Origin of the sequence: Arminella tubonensis, assembly GCF_003240585.1 — a bacterium.
Classification (GTDB): Bacteria; Pseudomonadota; Alphaproteobacteria; order Rhizobiales; family Rhizobiaceae; genus Rhizobium; species Rhizobium tubonense.
The window spans coordinates 1-25,103 of sequence record NZ_PCDP01000029.1; the positions used below are offsets into that span (position 1 = coordinate 1).

A 25,103-nucleotide genomic window follows, 5' to 3' on the forward strand; every position below is an offset into this window, starting at 1 on the left:
GCGGCGCTGACTACACATTCGACTGCACCGGCAATACCAGGGTCATGCGCCAGGCGCTTGAGGCATCGCATCGCGGCTGGGGCAAATCCGTGGTCATCGGCGTTGCCGGCGCCGGCCAGGAAATTTCTACCCGGCCGTTCCAACTCGTCACCGGCCGCACATGGATGGGCACGGCATTCGGCGGCGCACGTGGCCGCACCGACGTGCCGAAAATCGTCGACTGGTACATGGAAGGCAAGATCCAGATCGACCCGATGATCACCCATACGATGCCGCTCGAGGACATCAACAAGGGTTTCGAGCTGATGCATTCCGGCGAGAGCATTCGAAGCGTCGTGCTTTACTAACCCCTGTCATCTCATGTCCGCCGAACCTTCTGCGGCCGCGGTCGGCGCAAACACAACGCCCTACCAGCTTCCATGTCCGCTTTAGACATCCCAATTGCAATTGGGTAGGCTCTATGACCGAGATGCGGGCGCTATGCGGAAATGAATTCCGCTGTGAGCGGCTGGCGGCCACGGAGGACGACGGGAGACTGCCTGCTCCTAGGGCACCTTACACGAAAGCGGACATCAGAAGTATCTGACGACGGGGTCCGGGATTGGCCTAGAAATACACCGGTGAACCGACGACCGAGAACCACAGCCGCAGTTTGATGGCTGGCAGTGCGATAACGCTAAAATGAACATCGCCGTTATCTGCCGGGCAGCATAGTCTCAAGAACCCCATCGCGACGGACGAGCCCATGGAAGAGCGCTGCCGCAAGATGCATTAACACGAGAGCGAAGAACGCGAAGGCGAGGTAGTAGTGTGCGCTCCAGAGAAGTGCGTGCAGGGTTTCGCTCTGCGGCAGGATCGGGGGGAGCCGTATGCCGCCATACAGCACGATCGGATAAGCGGCGGCGGACAACATCGCCCACCCGATCAAGGGCATTCCTATCATCAGTGCGTACAAACCTACGTGGGACAGATGAGCGGCAAGCTTCATCGGTTCCGGGAGGTCTGCGGGTAACGGAGGAGCGCCGGAGATGAAGCGGACCACAAGACGAACCAGGGCAAGGACAAGAATGGCAATCCCAAGCGTCTTGTGGGTCAGCAAGAGCGGCACGTATTGGCGTCCAATGGTGGAAACCATTCCGACGCCAATGAAGAGCATTGCGAGTATGGCTATCGCCATCAGCCAATGCAACAAGCGCTGGACGGTGGAGAAGCGAGTCCTGATGCTGTCCGTCATGGCTTCGCGCTCGCTTCAATTCGAGGGTAACTGCTCGCTTCTGATGTCCGTAGATCATAGGATTTGGCATAGGCTGCCGATCGGGCCGCCGGGAACGGATCGTCGGAAACCTTGATGCCATCAGGTAGAATGGTCGGGTCAAAATTGATGTCACGGCATGGTCCGTTCGCCTCCGGCTCGATTTTCTGGACAACCAGCGTTCCAGCTTCGACACTACGCCGCCCCGGTGGCCATGCCTTGGTAGGATCCGAAGTCGGATCGGATGGATCGGCCACCGTCAGCACGAGCGTCCAACGCTGAGGAGAACTCGCAACGCGTTCGGTTATGTCTTCCTCGAGGTGATTGGCGCCGAGCTTTGCGAAGTCTTCGGCCGTGATCGGCACGGGCCGCGCTTCCGGGCGCAGCGACCAACGCACCGCATGCTCGGCGCCCGATCCATCCGTGAAAGTGAACGCATTGAGACTGTTGAACGTCACCTCGGCGTAGCTGGCCGTCCAGGGAGCTTTGGTCGCCCATTCGCCGAACGCAGCGAACTCTGGATGGGCAGCGATGAAGCCCTTCATCGCTTCCGGATCCTTGCTCGTGGACGCCGTAAGCAAATCGTAGAAACCTTGCGGCGTCGAGACCGCAAAGACAGGCGGATCGATCAGAGCCATCCGCCAGACGTTGCCGTCAGGCGCCGAGATCTGCACGCCGATGCCCCGAACTCGAACTGTCGGATCGGCGGCATTCGGGTCCGGCGTTGCGAGGTTGAGGCGGCCGAGGACCGGATACCGTCCGGCGGTAAACATTGACGCGCGTGAAATCGCACTGCCATTCCCGTTCGCGTCGAACGTGCCAGTAAAGCACACTCCCTTCGCGTGGTTTCTCCGATGTCCAAGCGCGGGTCCGCCAGGAGGCGTCAACGCACTCACTAACTTCGTCGACGTAAGGCGGTTAGGGGTGAGCCATCCAGCAGTGTAAGCAAACGCGCCGACGCCGAAACCTACGACGGCCGCAATCAACACAAGGGATCCTAGGACGGAACGCTGCGAGCCTGGCATCCAAGACTATCCCTTCGTGTCAGTTCAGTGCGGTGCGGTGCGTCGATTTTAGCGCAAAATGAATTGCAGTCGGGTTCCTTCCCATTGCGCACAGGGAAGATGCCACCGTCGAGCTACCAGGTCAAATCCCTCAACGCGAGGAGTTCAGGGTCACGTTCGGTGTGCCAAAGCTTGTATCAAGATCGCAATGCATCATTCCGCAAACCATTCAGGCTTTCGCATCGGACTGGCTTCCGACAGCGCCCTTCGAACGCCTTCGAGATCGAGATTTGTTCCGTAAACCGGGGTATCGGGCTGCTGCCGCCACATCCGGACAGATTGCCGGCGTCGACGCCGTCGAAGCCGATCTCGTCGATGGTCCGGATGGAGGAGCTGTTCCCTCCGCCCAGGGGCTGCTTCGATAGTTCCGATAACCGCTAGCTTCGACATGGTCACTCCTCTCAGATTTTCCAATTCCACATCCTTGTCCAGACTACCGGAGCGGTCGGAATGCGGCCCGCAGTTCGGCCGAGAACAGTTCAGGCTCCTCCCAGGCGGCAAAATGGCCACCTTTGTCGACTTCGTGGAAATAGCTAAGATTGCGATAGGCACGCCGCGCCCAGGTTTCAGGCGCTTGGTAGCTTTCACCTGGGAACACCGTGATCGCCACCGGCAGCGCAATTTCACTCGTTTTCTCTCCGGCTGCCAAAACGGGACTGCGGCCGCCGCCGTACTCCCAGTAGAGCCGGGCTGATGAGACAGCGGTGTTCGTCAACCAATAGAGCGTGATGTCGTCGAGCACCTCGTCCGGCGACTTTTCCGGGTCGCTGTCCGTGTAGGTCCAGCGAGTGAAACCCGGATGGCCGAGCATCCACGCCGCAAGACCTGAGGGTGAATCCGTCAGCCCGTATCCAACAGTTTGTGGACGGTTGCCCATCATCGTGGCATAGGACCGGTTGCCCATCTTCGCGCCCGTGCTGAGCGCCTCGAAAGCAGCGCGCTCGTCCTCGGTGAGACCATCAGGTGCAGGACCGCCCACGGCGAGGACTGAAGCGATCTCAGGCGGGACGACGGCCGGCAGGTTGATATGGATGCCGACCAGGCCTGTGGGAGCCAGTCGCGCCATCGCGCTCGAAACGGGCGAACCCCAGTCACCGCCCTGGGCAACATAACGCTTGTAGCCGAGGCGCTTCATCAGTTCAGCCCAGATACGCGCGGTGTGGTCCGTACCCCATCCGGTCGTCGTCGGCTTGCCGGAAAAGCCGTAGCCGGGCATCGACGGGATCACCACATCGAAGGCGTCCTTCGCCGTTCCGCCGTGGGCAGTCGGATCGGTGAGCGGACTGATCACCTTCAGATTCTCGAACACCGAGCCTGGCCAACCATGCGTGATGATGGCAGGCATCGCGTCGGGATGTTTCGAGCGAACGTGAATGAAATGGATATCGAGACCGTCGATCTCAGTCATATATTGCGGGTACGCGTTCAGCTTTGCCTCAGCCCTTCTCCAGTCATACTTGGTACCCCAATACTCGACGATTGGCTTGAGCTTTAAGAGCTGAATGCCCTGCGACTGATCTTGGACGGTTTCCTTGTCCGGCCACCGCGTCATCTGAATCCGGCGGCGAAGGTCCATGAGATCTTCGTCCGGGGCGTTGGCGCGGAACGGCTGGATCGTATCTCCCGCGGCAGCAGACGCAGTACTTGGCCGCAAAACACCGGCCGTTCCCGCTGCGACCAGACCGATTGCGGCAGACGCGATCAATTTTCGTCTGCCTTGATCAACATTCTCCTGTCGATCCTCTGAAGCGGGATTTTCTATCGACGTGGTCATAGCTTTCACTCCTCTGAACTGAGTGTATGGCAGGCAGCTAGTTATTTATCACAATCGTATGACGTTAGGGTGCGCCAACATCAACAATGAAGAGCATTTGGAATGAGCGATAAAAAGCGCAAGAAAGTCTATGACGCCTTGATCGAGGGGGTACCCGAGGGTCTGAGCGGCGCTTCGCTATGTGATTTCGTCATCAAGAAATGTTCAAAAACCACAAGTAGGCCCATCGTTCGCGCCTCATTGCGCGCTCTCAGCGTCTCGGTTTTTGGAATTTTCAAGTATACTAAGGACACGAGCTTGCACCGCTATATTGTCCGCGTGCACCTGCTCGTCGTTGACCAGATAGCGAAGGATTACCCGGAAATGCGAATTCGCAGGGCAAAACGGTTTGCTATCGACGCCGCTATCAGGGAAGTCTGTTAACCGGGCCTTGGCCAAATCCTTCGACGGTTAGATCCCAGCTTGACTGAGCAACGCGGGGTCGCGTGCACGTTCCTGCGTTCGTCTCGGGTCAGGCCAAGTGACTGCGCAGAAGAAGATTGCTTTAAGAGGATGGGATACCAAGTCGGCATCTTCCGCGTTACTCTTTGCGCACCAAATAGAAGTGGCACTTGTACTCACGTCACTTTGCGTCCATTTCGATTGCATGTCATGCACTCAGATCAGCGCCCGGATTTAGATCGCCATGCCGCCCGACTTCAGAGACGAATTGCAGGCCATCTGCGACTTTTTTCTCGGAGACACCGACCAATCCTGAAGATTTCCGATCTTTTCATTGGATGATTGCGCCCGGAGACAACCGGCGTTTTGCGGATTTAAGCGCAATTCCGGCGGCCCGGTCGACATGGGCCAGAAAGCATCGAGAAGCGCTCGTGTTCGGCACGTTGACCAGCATGCTCGCTCGCGGCACATTTTCGCCGTCGATATGCCTCTGAAGTTCGAGGTGGTCAGCGCCCGCGATATTCTGGGGCCTTCCGGAAGGAGAGTCCTGATCAGGTCTTGGCAGTCGTCGCCAATGGCAGCCGCTTGAAAAGGAAGTCGCGATTTCTCACCGCAGGCCTAGTTCACGATTCCGGCCGGCGATCGTGCTCATCCGAAATACCCTAAAACGCCGTCCCATAACAATTTCACTGATGTCACCACCAGCAGTCCGTAGCAGGCGCGATAAACCTTTCGCTGATCGAGCAGTCCGTTAACCTTCCAGCCGAGCGACACGCCCGTGGGAATGGCGAGCAAGCATATCCCCATTAAAACCCAGAGACCGGCGGTCGGCTGGGTCAGCAACAGCCATGGCACCGCCTTAGTGGCGTTTCCGACAGTAAAGAACAGGCTCGTCGTTCCTGCATAAACATCCTTGCTGAGGCCGAGCGGCAGCAGATACATCGCCAGCGGCGGCCCACCCGAATGCGCCACCATCGTGGTCACGCCCGAGGCGACGCCGGCCGCGACCGCCTTTGGGCTGGAACGCGGACGCATCGTCACCTCCGCGCCTTTCAGAAGCCAGAGGCCGACGAAGACGAGAGTGGTCGCTGCCATCATGATGGCGATGGCACGGTGGTCGAGGACGCGGAACAGCAGATAACCGAGCCCGATGCCTGGCAGTAGCCCTGGCAACAGGAGCCTGAGATCCGGCATCGACCACGTCGAGCGCTTGAAGTAGCGCAGCCCGTACAGGTCCCGGATCCATCACGATCGACAACAGCGGAATACCAACGATCGAGAAGCCGCCACAAAAGCACCCTTCATGAAGCAGATCAGGAACACACCGGCAAAGGCAACGAGGATCGTAGCGATCGTCAGCTGGCCGACACGATCGCGGCGGAAATCGCTAATGGCACTTTAAAGCCCGGCGATCGCCTACCTCCACAGCGCAGTTTCGCCTATGAGCGGAAGATCGCGGTCTCAACGGCAAGTCGCGTCTACACGGAGCTTCTGCACCGCGGACTTGTCGTCGGCGAGGTTGGCAGGGGAACCTTTGTCTCTGGCGATGCGAGACGCGGGGCGGCAGCGCCTGGCGAGCCCCGCGGCATCCGGGTCGACCTTGAGTTCAATTACCCGCTCCTTCCCAATCAGACTGCGCTGATCGCAAAGAGCCTGGAAGGCCTGGAGAAACCGCTCGCACTCGACGCCGCGCTGAAACAGGGAACCAGTTTCGGCACGCCGGCGATGCGGAGCTTGGGGGCCTCGTACTTGTCGCAGGGGGATTGGTCGCCGGCGGCAGACCAACTGGTCTTTACGGGAAACGGGCGGCAGAGCATCGCTGCGGCGCTGGCCGCGCTCGTGCCTATGGGCGGCCGTTGCGGTGTGGAGGCGTTGACCTACCCATTCATCAAAGGCATCGCTACCCGGCTCGGAATTGTGCTGGTGCCGCTGGCGATGGACGAGAGCGGGGTGCGGCCAGACGCGGTGGAGAAGGCCCATCACGACGCCCATCTCTCGGCCATTTACATCCAGACGGCGGTCCAGAATCCGTTGGGCACGACGATGCCGTCGGGGCGTCGGGTCGACCTGCTCCGCGTCCTCGAAAGAATCGACCTTCCAGTTATCGAGGACCATGTCTACGGTTTCCTCGACGAGATGCCGCCATTAGCCGCGCTCGGCCCTGATCGCTCCATTGTCATCGACAGCCTTTCGAAGAAGGTGGCACCGGGGCTAACACTCGGCTTTATCCTGCCGCCTGTGCGGTTGCGCGAAAGGGTGATGGCGTCCGTGCGGTCGGGCGGCTGGACGGCATCAGGATTTGCCTTTGCGGCCGCGGAGCGGATGATCGGCGATGGCACGGTCGCCGAGCTTGCAAGTTTGAAACGCATCGACGCCCAGTCACGCCAGAAGTTGGCGGTCGACCGCCTTGAGGGTTTCGAAATCCAGGCCAACCCCAAATGCTATCATCTGTGGCTGACGCTGCCGCCGCATTGGCGCTCGCAGAGCTTCGTAGCTGCCGCAGTCAGGCGCGACATTGCCTTGACGCCATCGACGACCTTCGCGGTGATACCTGGCCATGCCCCGAACGCCGTCAGGCTCGCGCTTGCGGCACCGACGATGGATCAGCTCGACACGGGTCTGAGCACGATCGCCGCGATGTTAAATGCCGGGGAGAATGATTTCGATTCAACGGAATGAGCGAGGCGAAGCCGCTCAGCGTAAGCGAACTGCGGGCGGCAAAATAATGGTGACGTAAACGCGCGTCTCCCGCCCGACAGCGGCGAGCACTTAAGAATCGCCAATCGTCCAACCGCGGTTCGTGGCGCGATAGTGAAGCTGGCCAGCTTCGCCAGTCGGCCAGATGGCACGTGGCGGACACTACAGCCAATGGCGCATCAAAGCCCCACGCGCGGCATTCATTGCTTGGGTGCAGGGTCAACCGTAAATCGACGGCGATAGTCGCTAGGCGACATCCCCATCAGCGGCTTATACACTCTGCGAAACGACGCAGGGTCTCGTAGCCAATCTCTGGCAATAAGGTCGACGGTCCTTCCGGTAAATTCCAGCATCTCCCTTGCTCTCCCTGCGCGGAGCCTTTGACTGTATTCGGTCGGCTTCAGGCCGGTCGCCTTCTGGAACCGTCGAAGAAAGGTCCTGTCTTTTAATCCGCCGATTTCAGCCATTTGTGCAATCGATGCCTCGCAGCCAGGATCGGAATGAAGCTGTCGTGAGGAATTCCTTGGTCGCCCCAAGCAATAAACATCGAAAGTTTCGACGAAAGCACATGGCCGACGGTCGCCCGAAAGCTTTTCTCCCAGTCATCCAGATGTCCCAGCGATGAATGGGTCCAATCCATGGAGCGTATACGTCGACCCATCTCACATGCATCGCCCAAAACTCCCGCGGTCGCTATAGTTTGATTGGCATCCACTGCGGCGACATTGGGCATGTTGATCTTTCGTTCGCTCAGTAGCTTGCGGAGGTCGAACAACGGGGAAAGCGCATCCGCGTCCGACATCTCCGGACCCGAGCTGTTCGTGCATAGCCAGCAACAGCGATGACATGTGGATACGAAGCCGACCGGCGTGCCGATCGAGCGCATCGCCTCGAGCAATAATGCCGCCGTGCTCGATTCTTTCGAACTAATCACAGCAATAAACCGAGAAGCCAGCAATACGCATGCACGCTCCCGGAGTGTCGAAAACGACCTGCGAAGCAAACTTAGGTAGTCATTTTAGGTGCTGACAGTTCCAAAGGATTAACACGATTAATCTTTGAAGTAATAACCCCTGGACTTTTATTAGTACTCAAGGTAACGCGGTCATCAATCAAGATTATTGTAATTAACGTAAAGTTAAGTTCATATTAACAACATCTAAATTCTAGTAATTTCACATAGGAGAGTCGCGAAAATGACACGGTATGGAGTATTGGTTGCAGCGAGTTTCACTCTTCTGCTTACTGGGACAAGCCTGACAAGAGCCCAGTCGGCAGTAGATTGTGTGAAGGCGCCGGTCGGATCGATCGAAGCGGCGTTGTGTCAGCCAACCGCGACGATCTCGAATCCGAATAGATCTATCAGCGAGGCCGGCGCGCGAGGCAACCGCAACGCAGGTGGCAGCGGGACATCAAGCGGTAAAAATAGTGCGGCGAACGGCAGCAATTCAAGCACCGGCGCCGGCAGCAACGACTCAGCCACCGGTAGCGGTTCCGGGAGCGGCGGCAACTCCGGCGGCACTGGCGGCTCCAATGGCGGAAGCGGCGCCGGGGGTGGTACCGGCGGCTCTGGTGACGGAGGCAATACGGGCGGCGGCGATAACGGTGGTGGTGACAACGGCGGCGACGACAATGGCGGTAACGGCCATCACGGTCACGGCCATCACGGTCACGGTCATGGACATGGTCACGACGGAAACGGTCATCACGGCGGCGGCGATCACCACGGCAGCGGCGGTGGTCATCATGGTGGCGGCGACCATCAGGGTCATGGCCGCGGGCATGGTCACGGTGGAAACGGTCACCACGGCGGTGGCGACCACAACGGCCACGGCAATCATCATGGCCGCGGCGGAAACGGCAACTCGGGCGATGGCGGCCATCACGGTTGGGGTGGTAGCCACGGTGGCGACGGGGATCATAACGGCCGTGGCCACCACGACGGCGATGGTGGTGGCCACGGCTGGAACGGCGGTCAAGGCGACAAAGGCGATAGCAAGGGCGGCCACGACAACGGACACGGTCACGGCCATGGCAAGGGTGACAAGCATGGCCATGGTGACGACAACAACCGCGGCAACCAAGGCGGCGGTCATGGTCATGGCGGCGGGGGCCAGGGCGGTCGCGGTTCACCGCGCTGATTCTCACTCACTGAGATTTCGCGACAGCCTTGTGAGTTAGTGCTAGCGAAAGAATGGCCCCGCCCGCGCGGGGCCATTTGCTTTAAGACGCTCGGGAAGGCGGCGACGGAGATCGGGGTGACTCTCCGAACAGACTATAACTAGCCTCCTCGAGTGATTTCGTTCGTCGCGATCATGTCGACTAGCGGCTCGCCGTCCACGCTGAGTACGTTAACTGCTTCAGGTCGGGTGTCATCTGATGCTGGGTATCTCCGGAAAACAGCAAGGTAAGGCCCGCCTAAGGGAACAACCTGAGGCGAAGCGGGTTCCCCATCCACGTGGAGGGACTCGATGGCGAACAGCGAAGGCGATACCGACGGCTCAGACCGGAAGGCGACCCAGTACGATGGACAGGGACACCGAGGAGCTCGCAGCGGCAAGGTTCGCTCTGCCTGGGCGGTGGCAATCGCAGGAATTTTTTTGATCGGACTAAGCGCTTGGATCGTTCTGCGCCCGCACGCTGCCACCGATGCCGCACCGGGCGGATCGATGGGCAAGCGACTGACCACCACCGCACCAGCTAGCGAGACCCCAGACAAATAGACCGCCCAGTTTCACCGTTATAGGGCGCAGCTTTACGCAACTTGTCAACCGTCGGCTGCTTCCACCAACCCTGGCGTCGTATCTGCGACCTTTCAAGTCCCAGCCACTTCCTCGGGCACGACGTAGCGTTTGCGGTCGCGTGTCCGTCACGACGGCGACCGACGGCAGCCTTGATGAGGCCGCCTTGGTAATCCCTGCGAAAGCAATGTTGCAGCAGCTCACTTCCTTTCCGGATCATGGCGATACCTCTCAAGTCACGTCTCAACGATCTGACGACTTAGATGGCGGACTGAAGGTCTCCCGGAAACGGACCCCCGAGGTGCCGGCTGCGTTCGGTCTGGAGGAGCCGCCGCTTCAAGGCCCGGGTGCTAAGGCGGCGTGGGCCACTGGATCCATCTCTGCATAGACTTGCGCATTCAGCCCAATCGTTTGCAAGCCGCTGTCTCAGCCCTTAGAGAACTTCTGGACGGCGGTCACGTCGAAATAGTCCCGCCACTCGACAATCTTGTCGCCTTCGAGCTTGAAAATACCCATGATCATCACGCGCCCGATTTCACTGCCGTCGGCACGCTCGAACCGGTCGAGCCTTTCGGTGAGAACGCGGGGGCCGTCTGCGGCTATCGCGAGCATGTCGATATGGACCGTGGAGATGCCCATCGATGTCTCAAGTCCGTCGATCATCGCGATGGCCTCGTCGGTACCCGTAGTGACTGAGACGCCTTCGTTGACCCAGCGCGTCTCGGGTGTGAACCAGCGACGGACGGCTGGCCTCCCGCCGGCTTCATGAAACGTTGCGCAAAAATCCGAAACAGTTTCGATTGGGGTGGGCATGGCAGTTTCTCCTAGACAATCAAAAACCCCGATGGCGATATTAGGATTTGAACCCCGATGCTACGATGCCGAAGCTTACGCCACAATTGCCTAATCTTCCGGAATGCTTGATAGCACTGGGCAATCGGGTTAGAATGGCTCAATGAGCGAACTCGACAAAATACGCGCCATAGCAATGCGCCACGCCGGTCGCCCGAGTCTTAAACTGCCGAGACTGTTCGCTTACACCCTCGACCATACGACCGAGATCGACCCGCTGATCTACGATCCTGCGGCGTCGTTGGTGATCCAGGGCACTCAACGCATGTTCATCGGCGACAAGATGTTTGAGTACGGTCCTGGTCAAAGTATGATCGTCGCGGCCGAGATAGCTGCGTTTGGCCAGGTCTGCGAGGCGTCACAAGATAAACAGTTTGTTGCAGTCGGTATATTCCTGGACCCGGCTCTGCTGTCCGACCTCGTGCTTGAGATGGCAGCTATGCCAGAGTTGCCCATTGAATCGGGATACGGCGTCAGCACAGCGAGCGCGTCGCTTCTGGGCGCTTGGGGCAGGCTGCTGGAACTGCTCGATCGCCCAAGCGAAATTCCGGTCATGGCTCAGTCTCTGGAGCATGAACTCATGTTTCGGTTGCTGATGGGGCCGCACGGCGGCCTTCTCCGTCAGATTGCCGGGTCTGACTCGCGCCTGATGCACATTCGAAGGGCCATGGCCTGGATACGCGACCATTACACCGAGCGCCTCGATTTCAAGGCGGTCGCGGCGCTCGCGGGCATGAGCGTATCCGTTTTTTACGACCGCTTTAAAGCCGTCGCCGCCGTTAGTCCGCTTCAGTATCAGAAATATATCCGGCTCCACGAGGCCCGCCGACGCATGATCGCGAACCAAGCAGGTGCAGCCGAGGTGGGGTTCGCGGTCGGCTATGAGAGCGCCTCGCAGTTCAGCCGCGAGTACAAGCGTGTTTTCGGAGCGCCGCCGGGTCAAGACACCAAAAAGGCGAAGGCGGGATTGGGGGGCATTACTCCGCCAAGAGTGCTCGGTGCTCGGCCAGATGTTGCTTGAACCGGTGACCGTAGTCCCGACCCACGGTCGCGACGACGCTCTCTCGTAAAGCCATTGCCTCGCGCCATCGCGTTACGCGCGGGAGACCCTGAAATATCATCTGCGTCACGGTTGGGTTGATGAGGTCGAAACGACGCCCTGTATGACCGACAAGAGGGCGCGAAGTGGAAATAATGTCCGGACCGGACCGGGTCAACTCGGGACCTTCGCGGCGGTCTCAATCGCTATTCGCGGCCTAAGACATTTCCTGGGCGCAGCTCCGTGTGCCAACTGCGCTACCAATCCGCGCCAATATCGACTATACTTTGGTCCCCTGAACATTACGGCTTGTTCGTCGGCCGCTCTTCAGGAGAAGGGGGCGCGTCGAAGCGCGGGCTTAGGCAATCAGCTTAATTTCACCATCCCATCCGCCATGTGCCGCGGGTCAGCGAGGGGTGTTCGAATGAAACCGAAACGACGACATTACCTTTACCTAGCGGTCGCGCTGGTGATGAACTTACCTGTCGTCGCCGCTGCCCAGCAGACCTCGGCCAAGACGCCACGAATCGGGCTTCTTGCCTGGTGGCCCTGCGACATACCGGGCTATATGGCTGGGTCCGGTGAGTTTGGAGTGTTTATGAGCGGTCTTGGCGAACTCGGGTACAAGTTGGACAAAACCGTCGGATTCGAGTGCCGAAGCGCCGGCAAACACAACAATGGCTTGGCCGCGGCGGCGACAGAACTGGTGCGGCTCCCCGTCGACATGATCGTCACGATGTCGCATCCGGCGGGACAGGCTGCCCACCAGGCGACCAATACAATTCCGATCGTGTCGATCCTGAGCGGTGATCCGATGGCGACTGGGTTCGTTGGTAGCCTTGCAAAACCGGGCGGAAATGCCACGGGCATCAGCTACTACGCCACGGAACTCGCCGCCAAACGCCTGGAGCTTTTGATGGAAGCCATACCGGGGCTCACCACAGTCGGCGTGCTGGCAAACCCGGTTGTCGCGGATCTGAATTTCGAACGGGACACTAAGAATGCGGCCAATCGGCTCGGCGTTGCGGTGAGCATCCAGCACGTCGGCGAGCCGGACGACCTCGATGCCGCGGTCGACCGCATGGAGGCCGCCGGCGCGCAGGCTCTGTTCGTACTTCCCGACATGATGCTGGCCGACCAGTCTAAGCGAATTGCCGCCTTGGCGATCGAGCATCGCCTGCCGACCATGGCCTGGGGTCCATGGTATGTCGCAGACGGCTGCCTGATGGCCTATTCGGCGAGATACAACGAGATGCAACATCGGCTCGCCTTTTATGTCGATCGCATATTGAAAGGCACCAAACCAGGCGACCTGCCGATCGAGCAGCCGACGACGTTCGACTTGTCTGTCAATCTGAAAACAGCCAATGCCCTCGGGATCGAGCTGCCGCAGAGCGTTTTGCTGATGGCTGAAGAAGTCATCGAGTGAGGATGGTGTGCGGCGTTCGCTCCAGCTCCAAGCCGCCCCGATGCGCCGATCGCTGTTCCGCAAGTACTTCCTGGCCTTGTTCACCGCGGTCATCATCCCCGTAACTGCCAGCGGCATCAGCGACGCCTGGTTCGGCTACCGCGACCAGCGTGCCATGCTCAGCGCTCTAGTGCGGGTGGAGGCCACATCGGCGGCCGGCAATATCCAGAGTTTTCTCGACGGCATCAAGGATCAACTGGGTTGGACGGTCCAGCAGTCCTGGGCCAATGATGAGGGACAGCATAGGCTCGACGCATCTCGGGTGATGCGACGAGTTCCAGCGATCGTAAGCATCACCCTTGTTGACGATGTCGGCATCGAACGGCTGTATGTCTCCCGCATCGACTTGAACAGGAGGGAAGGCGGATCGGATCGCTCCGGCGATCCTGCTGTGGTGGGAGTTCGTTCGAATGGCACATGGTATGGGCCAGTCACCTTTCACGATGGCTCCGAACCGTTCATGACCATGGCTACGGCCGGAAACCGCAAGGCAGGTGGCGTCGTCGTCGCGGAGATCAACCTGAAGTTTGTCTGGACAGTCGTTTCGGAAATTCGCATCGGTAGCAGTGGCAGGGCGTTTGTTCTCGATCAGACCGGCCGCCTCATCGCCCATCCCGACATCAGCAAGGTGTTGCAGGGTACTGACAAGAACACGGCGGCGGCCTTCACCAGATTGCGGGACGAGATCGCCTCCGTAGGCGGAGAGGCGGCCACGGCCCGCAACGCCGACAATGAACCGGTCGTGACCGCCATGGCAGCTATTCCAGGTGTCGGTTGGACGGTGTTCGTCGAGCAGGCACAGGCAGAGGCTTTCGCACCGCTGTATGCCTCATTGTGGCGGACGGTCGGCCTGCTGCTCGCCGCCACCGTCTTCGCATCGGCGCTTGCCTTCTGGCTTGCCAGGCGCATGACCGGACCAATCCGTCGGCTGGAAGAAGGCACCGAAAAAATCGGTGCTGGACAGTTTGACCACCGGATAGACATCGCCACCGGAGACGAACTCGAACGGCTGGCGGACCGGTTCAATAAAATGGCGGAAGAACTCGCCATATCTCGGGATCGTTCAGAGCGGATCGCGCGGCTGAAGCGTTTTCTCGCACCTCAGGTCGCGGAACTCGTGGAAAAGTCCGGCGACGAGAGCGTTCTCGGCGGCCAGCGCGCGGAAGTCGTCGCTGTATTCTGCGACTTACGTGGTTTCACCGCGTTTTCGGCACACGCCGAACCCGAGGAGATCATGCAGGTCTTGGGCGCGTACTATAAGGCGCTCGGCGCGATCATCACACGCTACGAGGCCACGCTGACCAACTTCGCCGCAGATGGTTTGATGGTGCTCGTCAACGCCCCGGTACCGTGCGCAGACCCGGCGCTTCGTGCTGTTAAGATGGCGATCGACATGCAGGATGACGTTCAGCGTCTGATTGCCGAGTGGCGACTGCACGGCCACGCGATCGGCTTTGGCATTGGACTGGCGATGGGATGGGCGACGGTCGGCCGAATTGGTTATGAAGAGCGCGTTGACTACACTGCGATCGGCCATGTCGTAAACCTGGCTTCGCGATTGTGTTCATCCGCCGATGATCTGCAAATTCTCATCGACCACGCCGCGGCGCAATCCGTGCGTGGCAAAATTTCAATGATCTCTCTCGGCACGCGCCAGCTCAAAGGTTTCGACGAGCAAATACTTGCCTTTGATGTCGGAACGAGAGGGAGAAGGTCGAATGCCGTGCAGGCACCGAATGCGGGATCGAAAGGTTAGACGAGTCAATGAAGGAAGGTCCGCGAAGGCACTGTGGACGAGAACGATCGTCGGTTTGGAGTTGGGTGCCTTCGGCTGGGCGAAAGCTCCCTGGGCAAGGCAGACCCCGAGGACCAGGATCGAACTCGCCATCCATCTTGCCAACACTTTCTGGAACGGCATCTATCCGTTCGTCGACTACCCGAACGGCGGCAGCATCAACGGACAAATCAACGCTTTCAGACAGCAACTGACGAAAGCGGCCTTCATATTCGAACGCGAAGGTGCACTGCAGCACGGTCGTAGGTGAACACCAGGCCTGAAGTTCGGGGTAGGGGCTGATGCGATCTTCAAAACCGCGCACGTAGTCAATCTGCAACATGGTGCAGTTCTCCTTGCCAGATAGTTCGAAATTTTTGCCGTTCTTAAGCCGCGGGGCAGCTTCGTTGAAGGCGCTCTCCTAGGCCGAGGCCTGCGTTGATCTGCTTCTCAAAATCTGCCCCCGTCCTTCGTGAGTTCTGCGTAATGCTGCACGCTCTCCCATCCCGCCGAGTTCGTGGTCGTCGCCGGGTCGATGTTGCCGACGATCAGATGCTTCCGACCGTTCAGCCTCGCAAGCAGCTCGGCGCAGTCGCCACCTCTTGCCGACATGAATTCTCCCAGATGCCAGACCTCATCGTCAGGGCCGACGGTCTCGTTCCAGTTCCGGATCAACGCGGCGTCGTGTCCGTCCATGTTGGAGAACTGCCGCTTTTCGAGACGCAATACGCGCGGGTCGCGGAAATGGGTGTCGCCGGTGAAATGGATCATGGGCGGAACTTGGTACTCTCTACCCCGAAGCCAAGCCCTTACTTCCGACGTGTGCGGCCTAGACCACTTCGAGCGGAAGCAACGGCGACGCCGGAAGCTGGATGGCGATGTCGTCGCCAGGAACAACGAGGCCGCCCTTGAGCACGATCGCCATGATGCCGGTCTTCCGAACGACCTCGCCGTTCGGACCCTTGCCGAGAACAGCCTTGAGAAGGCCTGGCCGGAACTTGTCGATCTGCGAGCATGGATTGCGTAGTCCTGTCACCAGAAGCTCGACTTCGGCGCCGAGCATCAGGACCGTACCGCGAGGGAGAGCAATAAGGTCGATGCCGAGGGTGGTGACGTTTTCGCCAAAATCGGCCGGACCAAGGACGAAGCCCTTCTCGGCAAGCTCGTCGAAAAGCTCCGAGTGGATGAGATGAACCTGACGCAAGTTCGGCTGCGACGGGTCGGCGCGGACGCGGGAACGGTGTTTGACCGTAACCCCCAGATGGGCGTCGCCTTCGACGCCCAGTCCCGTTATCACGCGTATCGCATTTGCCGTACTCTTTGAGAACCGGTGCTCGCCATCAGCAGCCACCGCAATAACACTCGCACGGATCATGTTTCAAGCTCCAGAACATAGCCTTCCAGGAAAATAACCGGCAGCAGATCCATGTCGCCCCGAGGCTCTCGCCGATATCCGTGCCGCTCATAGAGCTTGGCGAGGCCCACCGCTCCACGCCTGATGTGGAGGCAGATCGCCGAAGCGCCGAAGGCCTTGGCCCGGCCGCGGGCTTCGTCAAGGAATGGAGCCGACAGGCCGCGGCCCAGAAACTTCTCATCGATGGCAAGGTACCTGATGTCGGCCGCGCCGCGCCGCCATGCCTCGTTGCCGTCGGCGCCCGGCGGGTAGAGTGCGATGGTTCCGACGATCTTCCCGCCGATCGTTCCGACGAGCACTACGGCCGCCGCCCTCTTCGCCCGCTGGTTCCGCAAGTCCGCCCGACGTTCTTCCGTCGTGACGACATCAGGCATGAGCCGCGAGTTCTGATAGTCGAAGGACCTCACCAGAAGTTCGCCAACGGCTTGATCGTCGGCCTCAGTACTCTCCCGGATTGCGATCTTGTCGATTGTGTTCATGGCAACTCCCATGTCGGCAAGGTACCAGCCCGCACTTCCAAGCGCCACCATCTTCAGGTCGCCGCGGATGACGACTACGACGGAAAGGCGCCTTCCGTAACGCACGATTTGAAGATGCGACTGGAGAGCTCGGTTGCACCAGTACAGAGCGTTTGCCGGCGGCTCCTAGCTCTCAGGACTGTCGCGCGTGTCCATCGCAAGGTCATGGAGAGCCTGCGTATCCTCCGGATCGTAGTCTGCCGAGAGGATGACGCAGAGAAAAGCGGCGCGGGCGATTTCTTTCTTGCTCGCCTCTGGATGCCGTTTCCGCACGGCCTCGATGAGGGCCTTCGGCTTCATACCGGGAAGCGCCGTTTGCCTTATTGTCTGAGCGATCGCTTCGGTTTCGTGGAATTTCTTCTCGCGCATTCGCGTGGCCCAGGGTTCAAGCTGCATGCGCAAGTTGGCATGCTTGGGTGCCACTTTGATGACTTCACCCGCCACCATGCCGATTTTGTGCTCGACGACATGTTCATGAATTCTTCACGAAGGTACGACTGCAGTGTACCGTTATGAAGAAGGACTGGGCACGGTTCCCAAGCTCAGGACCCACATTTCGCGATAGCAGAAATCGGGGTCGGAAATCAGGCGCTCCGGCTCTTGCCCAATTTCTTTCCATTGGTGATGATCCGCTTCCGGCAACTCGCACCGTAGGGCCAGCCCGGATAGGAATTCAAGATTGTTTCGGATGTATTCGCGCTCCACGGGCCTGAGTGGCTGACGTCGCTCCGCTAGCGTCGTGATGGCAGCGACGTCCTCTAGGCCCGCCGCTCGAAACCAGGCCGTCAGGCGGGTACCTCTCATCGCGCCGGACATCTGTATATCATCAGATAGCGCGTCGAGCAGACGCCAAATCAGTTTTGGGTCTTGCGGTTGATACTGCCAAACTGAGATATCGACCTCCTTCACGGCAACAAGTCCGCCTGGTCTTACGACGCGGCAGAACTCGTTGACTGTTTCGGCGAGGACTTTGTCACTCAGATACTGGCTGACGTTCGCACTCCAGACTGCATCGAACGTTCCTGCCTCATAGGGCAGCGCGGTGATGTCACCCGTTCGCGCGCTCACAGGACAAGCGAATTGCTGGTTTGCAATCAAGCGTTCGATTGCCTCGACATTTTCTCGTGCCAAATCCAGGGCTTCGATATGTCCCTCGACGCCCAGCAGTTCCGCCATCAATGGCAGGAACACCCCATTCCCTGCGCCTGCGTCGAGCACAGACCAACTAGGTCGGATGCCGACGGCACGAAGTGTCGCGTCATACTCGTCCTTGAGCGCCAGGTAATGAGCATCAAGGTGTCCTCCCGCACTGAGCTTGTGCCCCGCCGAGGTAATATGTTCGGAATCAAAGGCGTTGTTCATTTTCTGCCTCCAGTTCCAAGGTCCGAACAATGGCTTTCAAAGACGGAGCTGTAGAGCGCAACCTTGATATGGCGAGGGCCTTACTTGCCATATCAAGGTGTGAAGAAAACCCCGTTCACCAGAATTGTCAACGACCATCGGGGACCCAGCGCATATTCCAGCTGCTTTCCTCTGCGGTCTAGGTCCCGCCAAAATCGGGACAGTTTCAAATTAGGGGATATCCGAAACACGGGAAGGGCAAGACGCGGGCGGACATCTACCGTTTCGGTCGGAGGTAGTCCTTTCGAGTGACCCCGGAACGAATTACTTCGTGCTCCATTATATTAACGAAACATTAAGAAACCTCACTTTGAAATGGGAGAGTCGCGTAATGACACGGTATAGAGTATTGGTTGCAGCAAGTTTTGGAATTTTACTTGCAGGGACAAGTCTTACACGAGCGCAGTCTGCAGTAGAGTGCGGGAAGGTTCCCATTGGATCTATCGAGGCGGCATTATGCCAGCCAACAGCAACTATCGCAAATCCGAATTCATCTTCAAGTGATGTTGGAACTCGCGGACCTCGCAACGCGGGCGGCAACGGCGCATCGAGCGGTAACGGCGTGGCCGGGGGCACCAAATCAGCCAGCGACGCAGGAAGCAGCGGTTCCAGCTCCACCGGCAACAGCGGCGGAAGCAACTCCGGCGGTAGCGCGGGTGGCACTGGCAGCGGCACAGGTGGCTCGGGCGGCACAGGCGGTTCTGGCGACGGTGGCAACACGGGCGGCTCCGGCGATGGCGGCAATACCGGCGGTGACGGTGGCGGCGACCCTGGTAATGGCGGCGGCGATCCCGGCAACGGCGGCGGTCACGGTCATGGCCACAGCCACGGCCACGGCGGCGCCGGCGATCACAACGGCGGTGGAGATCACGACGGCCACGGTCACGGCGAGGGCGATCACGGCGGCAAGGGCGATCACCGTGGACGCGGCGATCACAATGGCCGAGGAGACCACGGCGGACGCGGTGATCATGACGGTCATAAAGGCCACGATGGACACGACGGAAAAGGTCACTCCGGTGACGGCGATCACAACGGACTCGGCGGCGAAAACGGGCAGGGCCATCTCGGCGGCGGGCGTGACGGCGGCTCCAACGAGGGCGGTCATCACGGCTAGGCCGGAAGCCACAATGGCGGCGGCGATCATGATGGCGGCGACAACGGTGGTCCCGGCCATGGCTGGAACGGTGGCCATGGTGGTCAAGGCGACGGCAACGGTCATGGTAACGGCGGCCGCGACAACGGCAAAGGCGGCGAGCATGGCCGCGTTGGCAATAACAACGGCGGCGGTCGCGACGGCGGCAAAGGCTCGGATCACGCCCATAACAATGGTGGTGACAAAGGCGACGGCGGCCAACGCGGTCACGATGGCGATAAGGGCGGTAACGACAAGTGCTCCGACCACGCTCATAACGACAACCCGGTAGCGGCGACAACAAGGGCGACAGCGCCAACACGCTCACAACAACAACACGGGCGGCTGCGACCAGGGCGATGCCGGCAAGGGTAAGGGCGATAACGGCGGCAAAGGCGACGATGGCAAGGGCAAGACCGACTACAAGGGTTCTGGCGACCAGGACGGCAAGTCGGACGACAGCAAGGGGCACGGCAACGACAACAACAACTCCGGCCAGGGTGGTCACGGCCACAATGCCGCCAGCATTGGCTGATCCGGATCGAATGACATTTCGCTGGGGCATCGCCTGCTGATAGCGAAGAATGGCCTCGCCTTGCGGCGGGGCCATTTGTTTAAAAGGCTGCCAGATTGTTGGGCGGTTTCGCCGGCTTTTTTCGTTGGCCTGCTCCGCGGATTGAAACCTCGAAAGCGCACCCTAAATCCGAGCCTTCGCGTGGATCTGAGGTGAGTGCATGACCAAGGGCACGGAAAAGGAATACCGAATTATATCGCAGGCCGTCCAAGCCTGGTATCGCTTCTACGGGGACGATTGGGATGACGAGGCGTCTTCATTTCTATGTTCCGCAGCTATCAAACTCTACAACGGAGGCTGCAGATCTACAGAGGACCTGGCGACCACTCTCATCGGCACATACGTCGGCTTGGCCGCGACGCGGGTGTACGCGCGATCGTCCGTTACGCTTCACTGATCGTCGCGTGACGGAATTCGTTCGTGGGTCTGTGCCGTGCGCCAGCTATGGCGAATAGCCCTTGAACTTCAGTGACTGCCCGAAAGGCGCATCCTCAATCTCATATTACCTGCTTGTGATGCCATATTTTCTTTCGAACTCTCTGATGTAATCGCGAAGTGGCGGAAGCCGACATTTGACGAGCTCGTTAGCACATGGCCTAAAAAGGCGCCGCACCGCCCCGACGCCGAATGGTGGCAGCCGGCCATCGAGGAACTCCGACCAGGCGACGCGCCGTCCGCAGGAAAGAGGGTGATCGGATGCGAAACAACGCGGCGACCTAGGCGTTCTCAACCATATGCAAATCATGGAGACAAAGACGGCCGGCGACAGCACCGTCACGATCCGAGCCACATTTGAAAGCCGCGAGGCAGCCGATCGTGCCGTCAAGCATCTCGTTCAGCAGGGCATTTCGAGGCCAGACATCTGCATCCAATCGGCGACCGACGAGAATACTTCGGGCTCGCAAACCATCTGGCGGAAACGGGACGCACGGGGACTGGCCACGTCCCGATACTGCATTAGGTGGCGAGATCGAAGTCTCCTTAGACATTGCTGCAAACCAGGTCGCTGCCGTGCAGCGAATATTCGGCGACATTGGCGCTATGCGGGTTTCGGGCCGCTAGGCTCAACGCCGAAGCCGGATTTCCCTTCGCATATCACCCGGCGCCCGCCGATACGCTCCCGTCGTTCTTGTCGGGGAGCGTACCCGCTCCGGGGGTCTTGCTTTCGTCGATCAGGTGGTCTTTAGCATGCGGACCGGCAATCGGAAGTTCATGCCCGCCAACGGCCTTCTTCGCGGTCTCCTCGATCGCCTGCTGCGCCTTCGTGTCGTCGTTCATGCGATTGCTCCTCAAACTGGTCATGAAAAAATCCGTGGTGGGCTCGATGGTTCCGTCCACCGCCAAGGGTCACTCGGATCTATCTGAAAACAAACGCTAAACACCGGCTTGACGCCCGTCGGTTTGTTCTCTAAACGTTCCGACGTCATGTTGTACATCGGTCGCTACCGCCCGGCACGAACACGCCGACTGACTGTCGGACTCAGTTCGGCGTTCGCCTTCATCTTATTGTGTTTTCCGAGGGTGCCATCACGAGCATTGCATTCGAGACGCCGCCGGGCGATGTCGTCCTGCACCAGGCGGTAAGCTCGACGCCGACGCAGGTCCAACCGGCAACGTCTGGATCGACGTCGAGAAGGCATGCGAAGTCGCCCGCGTCCTGACCGCGAAAGACGGGAGACAGCGAGCATTTGATCGTGGCAAGAGTAGCAGCGAGTAGACGCTTTGGCGGCGAGACCTATCTGAGCGACTTCGTCGTCACGTCCGTCGACGGCCGGCCTCCATGGTCGACGTCGCCCACGATCTTCCCACGCCTCCCGACTGGACAGAGCTGGCCGCCGAACTGGCAGGGCACGGCTACGTGGCGTGGCGATGTCGGATTTCGCCGGCAGCTACCCACTCGGCAACGCGAAAGACCTCCTCCGCTACGGCTTCTACCGATGCCCGCTTGGGGTCAAGATTCGGCTGCTTGCCGCCCTCGACGAGATGGGATCGCTCACCGTTGCCGAATCAGTCTTCATCGACTTTTCCAGGAGAGTCGCCCGGCAGCGCTAGCCAGTTCGTGCTCCTGATGCCGCGATCCCCTTCGTCCTTCATGATAGGACCTTTCGACCGGCATCGCGACGCCACCACCTTTGGCGTCAGCAGCCTGCCTGCGGCATCTTCGAGAGCCCGGTTTGCGCCAGCGCTCCAGCCGGTCCCACCACGAGTGATCTGCCTCAGGTCAGGAACCACGTTCCTGATGAGAATGCGCACACGCGCTCTCTGTGTGGCGAGCGTTCGAAAGCTTCGGAACAGAATTCCATCCGGCTTGTTGATGTAGGCAACTAAAGCATGAGGATCTTCGTGGCAGAGCGGTCACCGGAAGAACTACAGCAAAGACGCAAGCGACGTGCAGAGCGCCGACACAAGCAAAGGCTCGCAAATGTGGCTCGCGCGGAAAAAATGCATCAGCAACGCATTTCAGCGGTGATCACGCCACTTGCAGAACCGGATCGTTGCATGGCTGACTTCTACATTGGATGTTCAGGCTGGTTTTATTGGCATTGGAAAGGGAAATTTTACCCAGAAGCGATCCCAACCAATCAGTGGTTTTCAATCTACCAGGCTGAATTCGAGACGGTCGAGTTGAACGCACCCTTTTATTCCTGGCCAACGATTGCGGCGGTGAGAACTTGGCTGCGCCAGGCCGAGAGTTCTTTTGTCTACACGGTGAAGGTCTGTGAACTCATTACTCATGTCATGCGGTTTGAGGGCACCGAGACCCTGGTACGAGATTTTGGTTTCATTGCGGATCTTCTGGGATCGAGGATGGGATGTTTCTTGTATCAGTTGCCGCCTAGCGTCCACTTTGAGGAGGCAATGCTCCAACGGATATTGGGTCAGATCGACCCTCGGCATCGAAACGTCGTGGAGTTTCGGCACAAAAGTTGGTGGAGAGACGATGTCTATGCGGCATTTCGCGCTGCGGGCGCTATCTTCTGTTCCTGCAGCGGTCCGAGACTGCCTGATGATTTGATAAGGACGGCTGACGAAATCTACATCCGTTTCCACGGTACAGAGCGATGGTACCACCACGACTATTCCAAAGAGGAGCTAGAGATCTGGGCAGAGCGCATTCAAAAATGCGGTGCTAAAACCGCCTGGGTGTACTTCAATAATGATCGAGAGGGCCACGCGATAAAGAACGCAAAAATGCTGGCAGACCTGCTTGGTGGCGACAGCTATTCGGCCCAAGGACTTGCCACTGATCGCCGCTATCGAGGCTGCACCTCAGACTGAGCAGATCGAGAAGCAGGCCGCGGAAATGGAACACTGGCCCGGTGCGACGAGATCTTCGAAACAGATGACCAATTTATTCAAGCGCGGGGACTTCCCCTACGACGGTGGCTAGCGTGATAGTCGGCCGAATTTTCGAGGACATGGTCGGGGGAAAATGCGCTTTAAGACGTATGGCTCCGCTTCGGCCGAAGCGTCACCTGCATCACTGGCGTTTGCGGCTTCGATATGTGTTGCTCGAGCCGCCTCCGGATAGTTTTCGATCCGGGAGACCTGCGGCTTCATGATAGAGAGCGCCTGGTTTTCCATTAGGCGGAGCGGGCCAACGACGTACGGCGCTAACGATCACAAGGTCGGCAAGCTGGATCATGTCCACGGCGCTAGAACAGGTGATACGGCAGTCATCGATGTCGGCGGCTTTCTCGGCATCGGGGCGAAGCCAGTCGCAGTACCGCTAGCGGACCTCGAATTCATGCGGGACGAGGATGGCGACATTCACGCCGTCACGACAGAGCATCGCGACTTTGGCAATGTCACCAATAAAGCCCTATGCGCGAACGCCGATAAAATTGCATCCCCTTTGGCGCTGAAAAGTTCCCGGCGTAATCCATTGCGACGGCCGGAACCTTTGACGCACTTCGCGCTGTCGTTTCGGCAAAAAGTGACAGGGCACGACGGGAAGATGGTTATCCCTGCCGCCAGCATCTTCGATCACTGGTCTTCACGAGCGGCTCTATCAGCGGTTGTCGAACAGTGGCTCAAAGTTCTGGCAATTGTACAGACGGCAGCTTCCGTCCTTGGCGGGAACCCAGTCGCTGGTCGCAACTTCGCTAGGATTGCAATAGCCGCTATCGCTGACATATCGATCGTACAGCGTCCCAGAGGCCCTTGAGCCAGGGTGGGTCACAATCACGGCGCCTTGGCTCGCGATGATCTGACGAAGCTGGGCGCACGAGTGGCTTAGCGACGGAACGCGGGAGATTGCCCCTGCCGGTGGCGCGTTGATGGCGATCGCTGCCATGGTGATGGCAAGCATACGGCGGCCGAATAGGGTGGTAATCATACTCTCCGATCCCGATGTCATCTGGTTAGCACTGTGGAAACCGTTCAATAAGTATCAGACGGCGGTATAAGGACCCGGAGTTACATCGTGCCCATCGCCTTCATGGCCTTGTCCATATGCATCCCGCAGGACTTCATGTTGTGTGATTTCATCGAAGACTGAGCCATCGTCATTTCCTTCATGGCCATCTTCTTTTGACTTCCGTCTGTCATGGCGTCGATTTTTCCTTGGGCGCTCATCATCGAGGCTTCATCGCATTTCGACATCGCCATGCTTGCGGAAGAAGCGGGCAGGCTGGCTGCTGACAAAAGAGCAGCAGCAATGATTGCAGTCTTAAGCATTGGATTTCTCCGATCCGGTCGTTGAATAGCATAATTGCCTGCAATTAACGCCGCAGCAAGTAAACGGTTCCAGGAGATGAAATGCCGACACGCTTCGCGGAAAAAACTCCAACCTTCCTTTTCACGGCACCGTTGGTGTGTTCAGCTCGGGTGAAGGTTCTTGCGGATCGGTCATCCGCGGGAATTCCATTGCATATCGTCAATGGCCCGAGGCAGTGAAGGTAACCGCAACTGAGCATCCCGCAGTCTCCTCTCCGGGCAAGCCCGTTGCTTTGCGCA

General features: G+C 59.0%; 26 protein-coding genes and 4 pseudogenes. 13 read left to right on the forward strand and 17 right to left on the reverse strand.

Annotated elements, in window-relative coordinates:
- Positions 1-347 (forward strand): zinc-binding dehydrogenase (locus CPY51_RS08915; protein ID WP_146260101.1); only part of this gene is annotated, 347 nt, incomplete at its 5' end.
- 347 nt (positions 348-694) lie between these two features.
- Here the strand turns inward: CPY51_RS08915 and CPY51_RS08920 are convergent.
- Together CPY51_RS08920 and CPY51_RS08925 are read right to left on the reverse strand one after the other, a co-directional pair.
- Complete coding sequence (locus tag CPY51_RS08920) at positions 695-1,234, reverse strand: cytochrome b (RefSeq protein ID WP_111159909.1); 540 nt, start codon at positions 1,232-1,234, stop codon at positions 695-697.
- Entirely contained in the window at positions 1,231-2,277 is a 1,047-nt protein-coding gene (locus tag CPY51_RS08925; RefSeq protein WP_111159910.1) for a catalase family peroxidase, read from the reverse strand. Before CPY51_RS08925 ends, CPY51_RS08920 begins: the two co-directional genes overlap by 4 nt.
- Before the next feature lie 269 nt (positions 2,278-2,546).
- Here CPY51_RS08925 and CPY51_RS33780 point away from each other — a divergent pair, with 269 nt between their 5' ends.
- Positions 2,547-2,681, forward strand: a complete 135-nt coding sequence (locus tag CPY51_RS33780) for a hypothetical protein (protein WP_275540465.1) — start codon at positions 2,547-2,549, stop codon at positions 2,679-2,681.
- Between the two features lie 68 nt (positions 2,682-2,749).
- On the opposite strand, the gene CPY51_RS08935 is transcribed toward CPY51_RS33780, so the two are convergent.
- Positions 2,750-4,090 (reverse strand): epoxide hydrolase family protein, encoded by a 1,341-nt coding sequence (locus tag CPY51_RS08935; RefSeq protein ID WP_111159911.1) that lies wholly within the window; start codon positions 4,088-4,090, stop codon positions 2,750-2,752.
- 102 nt (positions 4,091-4,192) lie between these two features.
- Between CPY51_RS08935 and CPY51_RS08940 the strand changes: the two genes are divergently transcribed.
- Positions 4,193-4,513, forward strand: a complete 321-nt coding sequence (locus CPY51_RS08940; protein WP_111159912.1) for an NUDIX hydrolase — start codon at positions 4,193-4,195, stop codon at positions 4,511-4,513.
- Between the two features lie 666 nt (positions 4,514-5,179).
- Here CPY51_RS08940 and CPY51_RS08945 read toward each other — a convergent pair.
- Positions 5,180-5,836: pseudogene (locus CPY51_RS08945) on the reverse strand (TSUP family transporter).
- A 54-nt stretch (positions 5,837-5,890) separates the two neighbouring features.
- On the opposite strand from CPY51_RS08945, the gene CPY51_RS08950 reads away from it, so the two are divergent.
- Positions 5,891-7,210, forward strand: coding sequence for an aminotransferase-like domain-containing protein (locus CPY51_RS08950; protein WP_111159913.1), 1,320 nt, complete (start codon positions 5,891-5,893; stop codon positions 7,208-7,210).
- Positions 7,211-7,428: 218 nt separating this feature from the next.
- Here the strand turns inward: CPY51_RS08950 and CPY51_RS08955 are convergent, their stop codons facing one another.
- The 3 genes from CPY51_RS08955 to CPY51_RS08965 form a co-directional block, all read right to left on the reverse strand.
- Complete coding sequence (locus tag CPY51_RS08955) at positions 7,429-7,695, reverse strand: helix-turn-helix domain-containing protein (protein ID WP_111159914.1); 267 nt, start codon at positions 7,693-7,695, stop codon at positions 7,429-7,431.
- Complete coding sequence (locus tag CPY51_RS08960; RefSeq protein ID WP_146260102.1) at positions 7,674-8,186, reverse strand: hypothetical protein; 513 nt, start codon at positions 8,184-8,186, stop codon at positions 7,674-7,676. Before CPY51_RS08960 ends, CPY51_RS08955 begins: the two co-directional genes overlap by 22 nt.
- Positions 8,187-8,703: 517 nt before the next feature.
- On the reverse strand, positions 8,704-9,330 hold the full coding sequence (locus tag CPY51_RS08965) for a hypothetical protein (RefSeq protein WP_111159916.1): 627 nt from the start codon (positions 9,328-9,330) through the stop codon (positions 8,704-8,706).
- A 369-nt stretch (positions 9,331-9,699) separates the two neighbouring features.
- Here CPY51_RS08965 and CPY51_RS08970 point away from each other — a divergent pair, with 369 nt between their 5' ends.
- Positions 9,700-9,951 (forward strand): hypothetical protein, encoded by a 252-nt coding sequence (locus CPY51_RS08970; protein ID WP_111159917.1) that lies wholly within the window; start codon positions 9,700-9,702, stop codon positions 9,949-9,951.
- Positions 9,952-10,395: 444 nt separating this feature from the next.
- On the opposite strand, the gene CPY51_RS08975 is transcribed toward CPY51_RS08970, so the two are convergent.
- On the reverse strand, positions 10,396-10,782 hold the full coding sequence (locus CPY51_RS08975) for a limonene-1,2-epoxide hydrolase (protein WP_111159918.1): 387 nt from the start codon (positions 10,780-10,782) through the stop codon (positions 10,396-10,398).
- Between the two features lie 142 nt (positions 10,783-10,924).
- On the opposite strand from CPY51_RS08975, the gene CPY51_RS08980 reads away from it, so the two are divergent.
- From CPY51_RS08980 to CPY51_RS09000, 4 genes are all read left to right on the forward strand, one after another.
- Entirely contained in the window at positions 10,925-11,842 is a 918-nt protein-coding gene (locus CPY51_RS08980) for an AraC family transcriptional regulator (RefSeq protein ID WP_111159919.1), read from the forward strand.
- 442 nt (positions 11,843-12,284) lie between these two features.
- Positions 12,285-13,289, forward strand: coding sequence for an ABC transporter substrate-binding protein (locus tag CPY51_RS08990; protein WP_111159920.1), 1,005 nt, complete (start codon positions 12,285-12,287; stop codon positions 13,287-13,289).
- Between the two features lie 7 nt (positions 13,290-13,296).
- The gene (locus tag CPY51_RS08995; RefSeq protein ID WP_111159921.1) at positions 13,297-15,084 is read left to right on the forward strand and encodes an adenylate/guanylate cyclase domain-containing protein; all 1,788 of its coding nucleotides are present in this window, start codon (positions 13,297-13,299) and stop codon (positions 15,082-15,084) included.
- Between the two features lie 55 nt (positions 15,085-15,139).
- Positions 15,140-15,373, forward strand: a complete 234-nt coding sequence (locus CPY51_RS09000; RefSeq protein ID WP_146260103.1) for a hypothetical protein — start codon at positions 15,140-15,142, stop codon at positions 15,371-15,373.
- 194 nt (positions 15,374-15,567) lie between these two features.
- Here CPY51_RS09000 and CPY51_RS09005 read toward each other — a convergent pair.
- From CPY51_RS09005 to CPY51_RS09030, 6 genes and pseudogenes are all read right to left on the reverse strand, one after another.
- Positions 15,568-15,873, reverse strand: a pseudogene (locus tag CPY51_RS09005) (hydrolase); the annotation flags it as partial.
- A 58-nt stretch (positions 15,874-15,931) separates the two neighbouring features.
- Positions 15,932-16,477, reverse strand: a complete 546-nt coding sequence (locus CPY51_RS09010) for an MOSC domain-containing protein (protein ID WP_111159923.1) — start codon at positions 16,475-16,477, stop codon at positions 15,932-15,934.
- Positions 16,474-17,100 (reverse strand): GNAT family N-acetyltransferase, encoded by a 627-nt coding sequence (locus CPY51_RS09015; RefSeq protein WP_206607241.1) that lies wholly within the window; start codon positions 17,098-17,100, stop codon positions 16,474-16,476. Before CPY51_RS09015 ends, CPY51_RS09010 begins: the two co-directional genes overlap by 4 nt.
- A 60-nt stretch (positions 17,101-17,160) precedes the next feature.
- Entirely contained in the window at positions 17,161-17,481 is a 321-nt protein-coding gene (locus tag CPY51_RS09020; protein ID WP_111159924.1) for a hypothetical protein, read from the reverse strand.
- Between the two features lie 63 nt (positions 17,482-17,544).
- The gene (locus CPY51_RS09025) at positions 17,545-18,396 is read right to left on the reverse strand and encodes a class I SAM-dependent methyltransferase (RefSeq protein WP_111159925.1); all 852 of its coding nucleotides are present in this window, start codon (positions 18,394-18,396) and stop codon (positions 17,545-17,547) included.
- Between the two features lie 619 nt (positions 18,397-19,015).
- On the reverse strand, positions 19,016-19,846 hold the full coding sequence (locus CPY51_RS09030) for a hypothetical protein (RefSeq protein WP_111159926.1): 831 nt from the start codon (positions 19,844-19,846) through the stop codon (positions 19,016-19,018).
- 1,041 nt (positions 19,847-20,887) lie between these two features.
- Here CPY51_RS09030 and CPY51_RS33295 point away from each other — a divergent pair.
- Positions 20,888-21,206, forward strand: a pseudogene (locus tag CPY51_RS33295) (hypothetical protein).
- Positions 21,207-21,239: 33 nt separating this feature from the next.
- On the opposite strand, the gene CPY51_RS09045 reads toward CPY51_RS33295, so the two are convergent.
- On the reverse strand, positions 21,240-21,422 hold the full coding sequence (locus CPY51_RS09045) for a hypothetical protein (protein ID WP_111159928.1): 183 nt from the start codon (positions 21,420-21,422) through the stop codon (positions 21,240-21,242).
- 591 nt (positions 21,423-22,013) lie between these two features.
- Here CPY51_RS09045 and CPY51_RS09050 point away from each other — a divergent pair.
- From CPY51_RS09050 to CPY51_RS33300, 3 genes and pseudogenes are all read left to right on the forward strand, one after another.
- Positions 22,014-22,196 carry a hypothetical protein gene (locus CPY51_RS09050; RefSeq protein WP_111159929.1) on the forward strand — a complete coding sequence of 61 codons (183 nt, stop codon included), beginning with the start codon at positions 22,014-22,016 and terminating at the stop codon, positions 22,194-22,196.
- A 279-nt stretch (positions 22,197-22,475) separates the two neighbouring features.
- Positions 22,476-23,423 carry a DUF72 domain-containing protein gene (locus CPY51_RS09055; RefSeq protein ID WP_195909480.1) on the forward strand — a complete coding sequence of 316 codons (948 nt, stop codon included), beginning with the start codon at positions 22,476-22,478 and terminating at the stop codon, positions 23,421-23,423.
- Between the two features lie 280 nt (positions 23,424-23,703).
- Positions 23,704-23,943: pseudogene (locus tag CPY51_RS33300) on the forward strand (hypothetical protein); the annotation flags it as partial.
- A gap of 213 nt (positions 23,944-24,156) precedes the next feature.
- Here the strand turns inward: CPY51_RS33300 and CPY51_RS32800 are convergent.
- Together CPY51_RS32800 and CPY51_RS09065 are read right to left on the reverse strand one after the other, a co-directional pair.
- A complete protein-coding gene (locus CPY51_RS32800) occupies positions 24,157-24,483 on the reverse strand; it encodes a hypothetical protein (RefSeq protein ID WP_195909481.1) in 327 nt (108 codons plus the stop codon).
- 80 nt (positions 24,484-24,563) lie between these two features.
- On the reverse strand, positions 24,564-24,824 hold the full coding sequence (locus CPY51_RS09065; protein WP_244598544.1) for a hypothetical protein: 261 nt from the start codon (positions 24,822-24,824) through the stop codon (positions 24,564-24,566).
- Between the last annotated feature and the right edge of the window lie 279 nt (positions 24,825-25,103).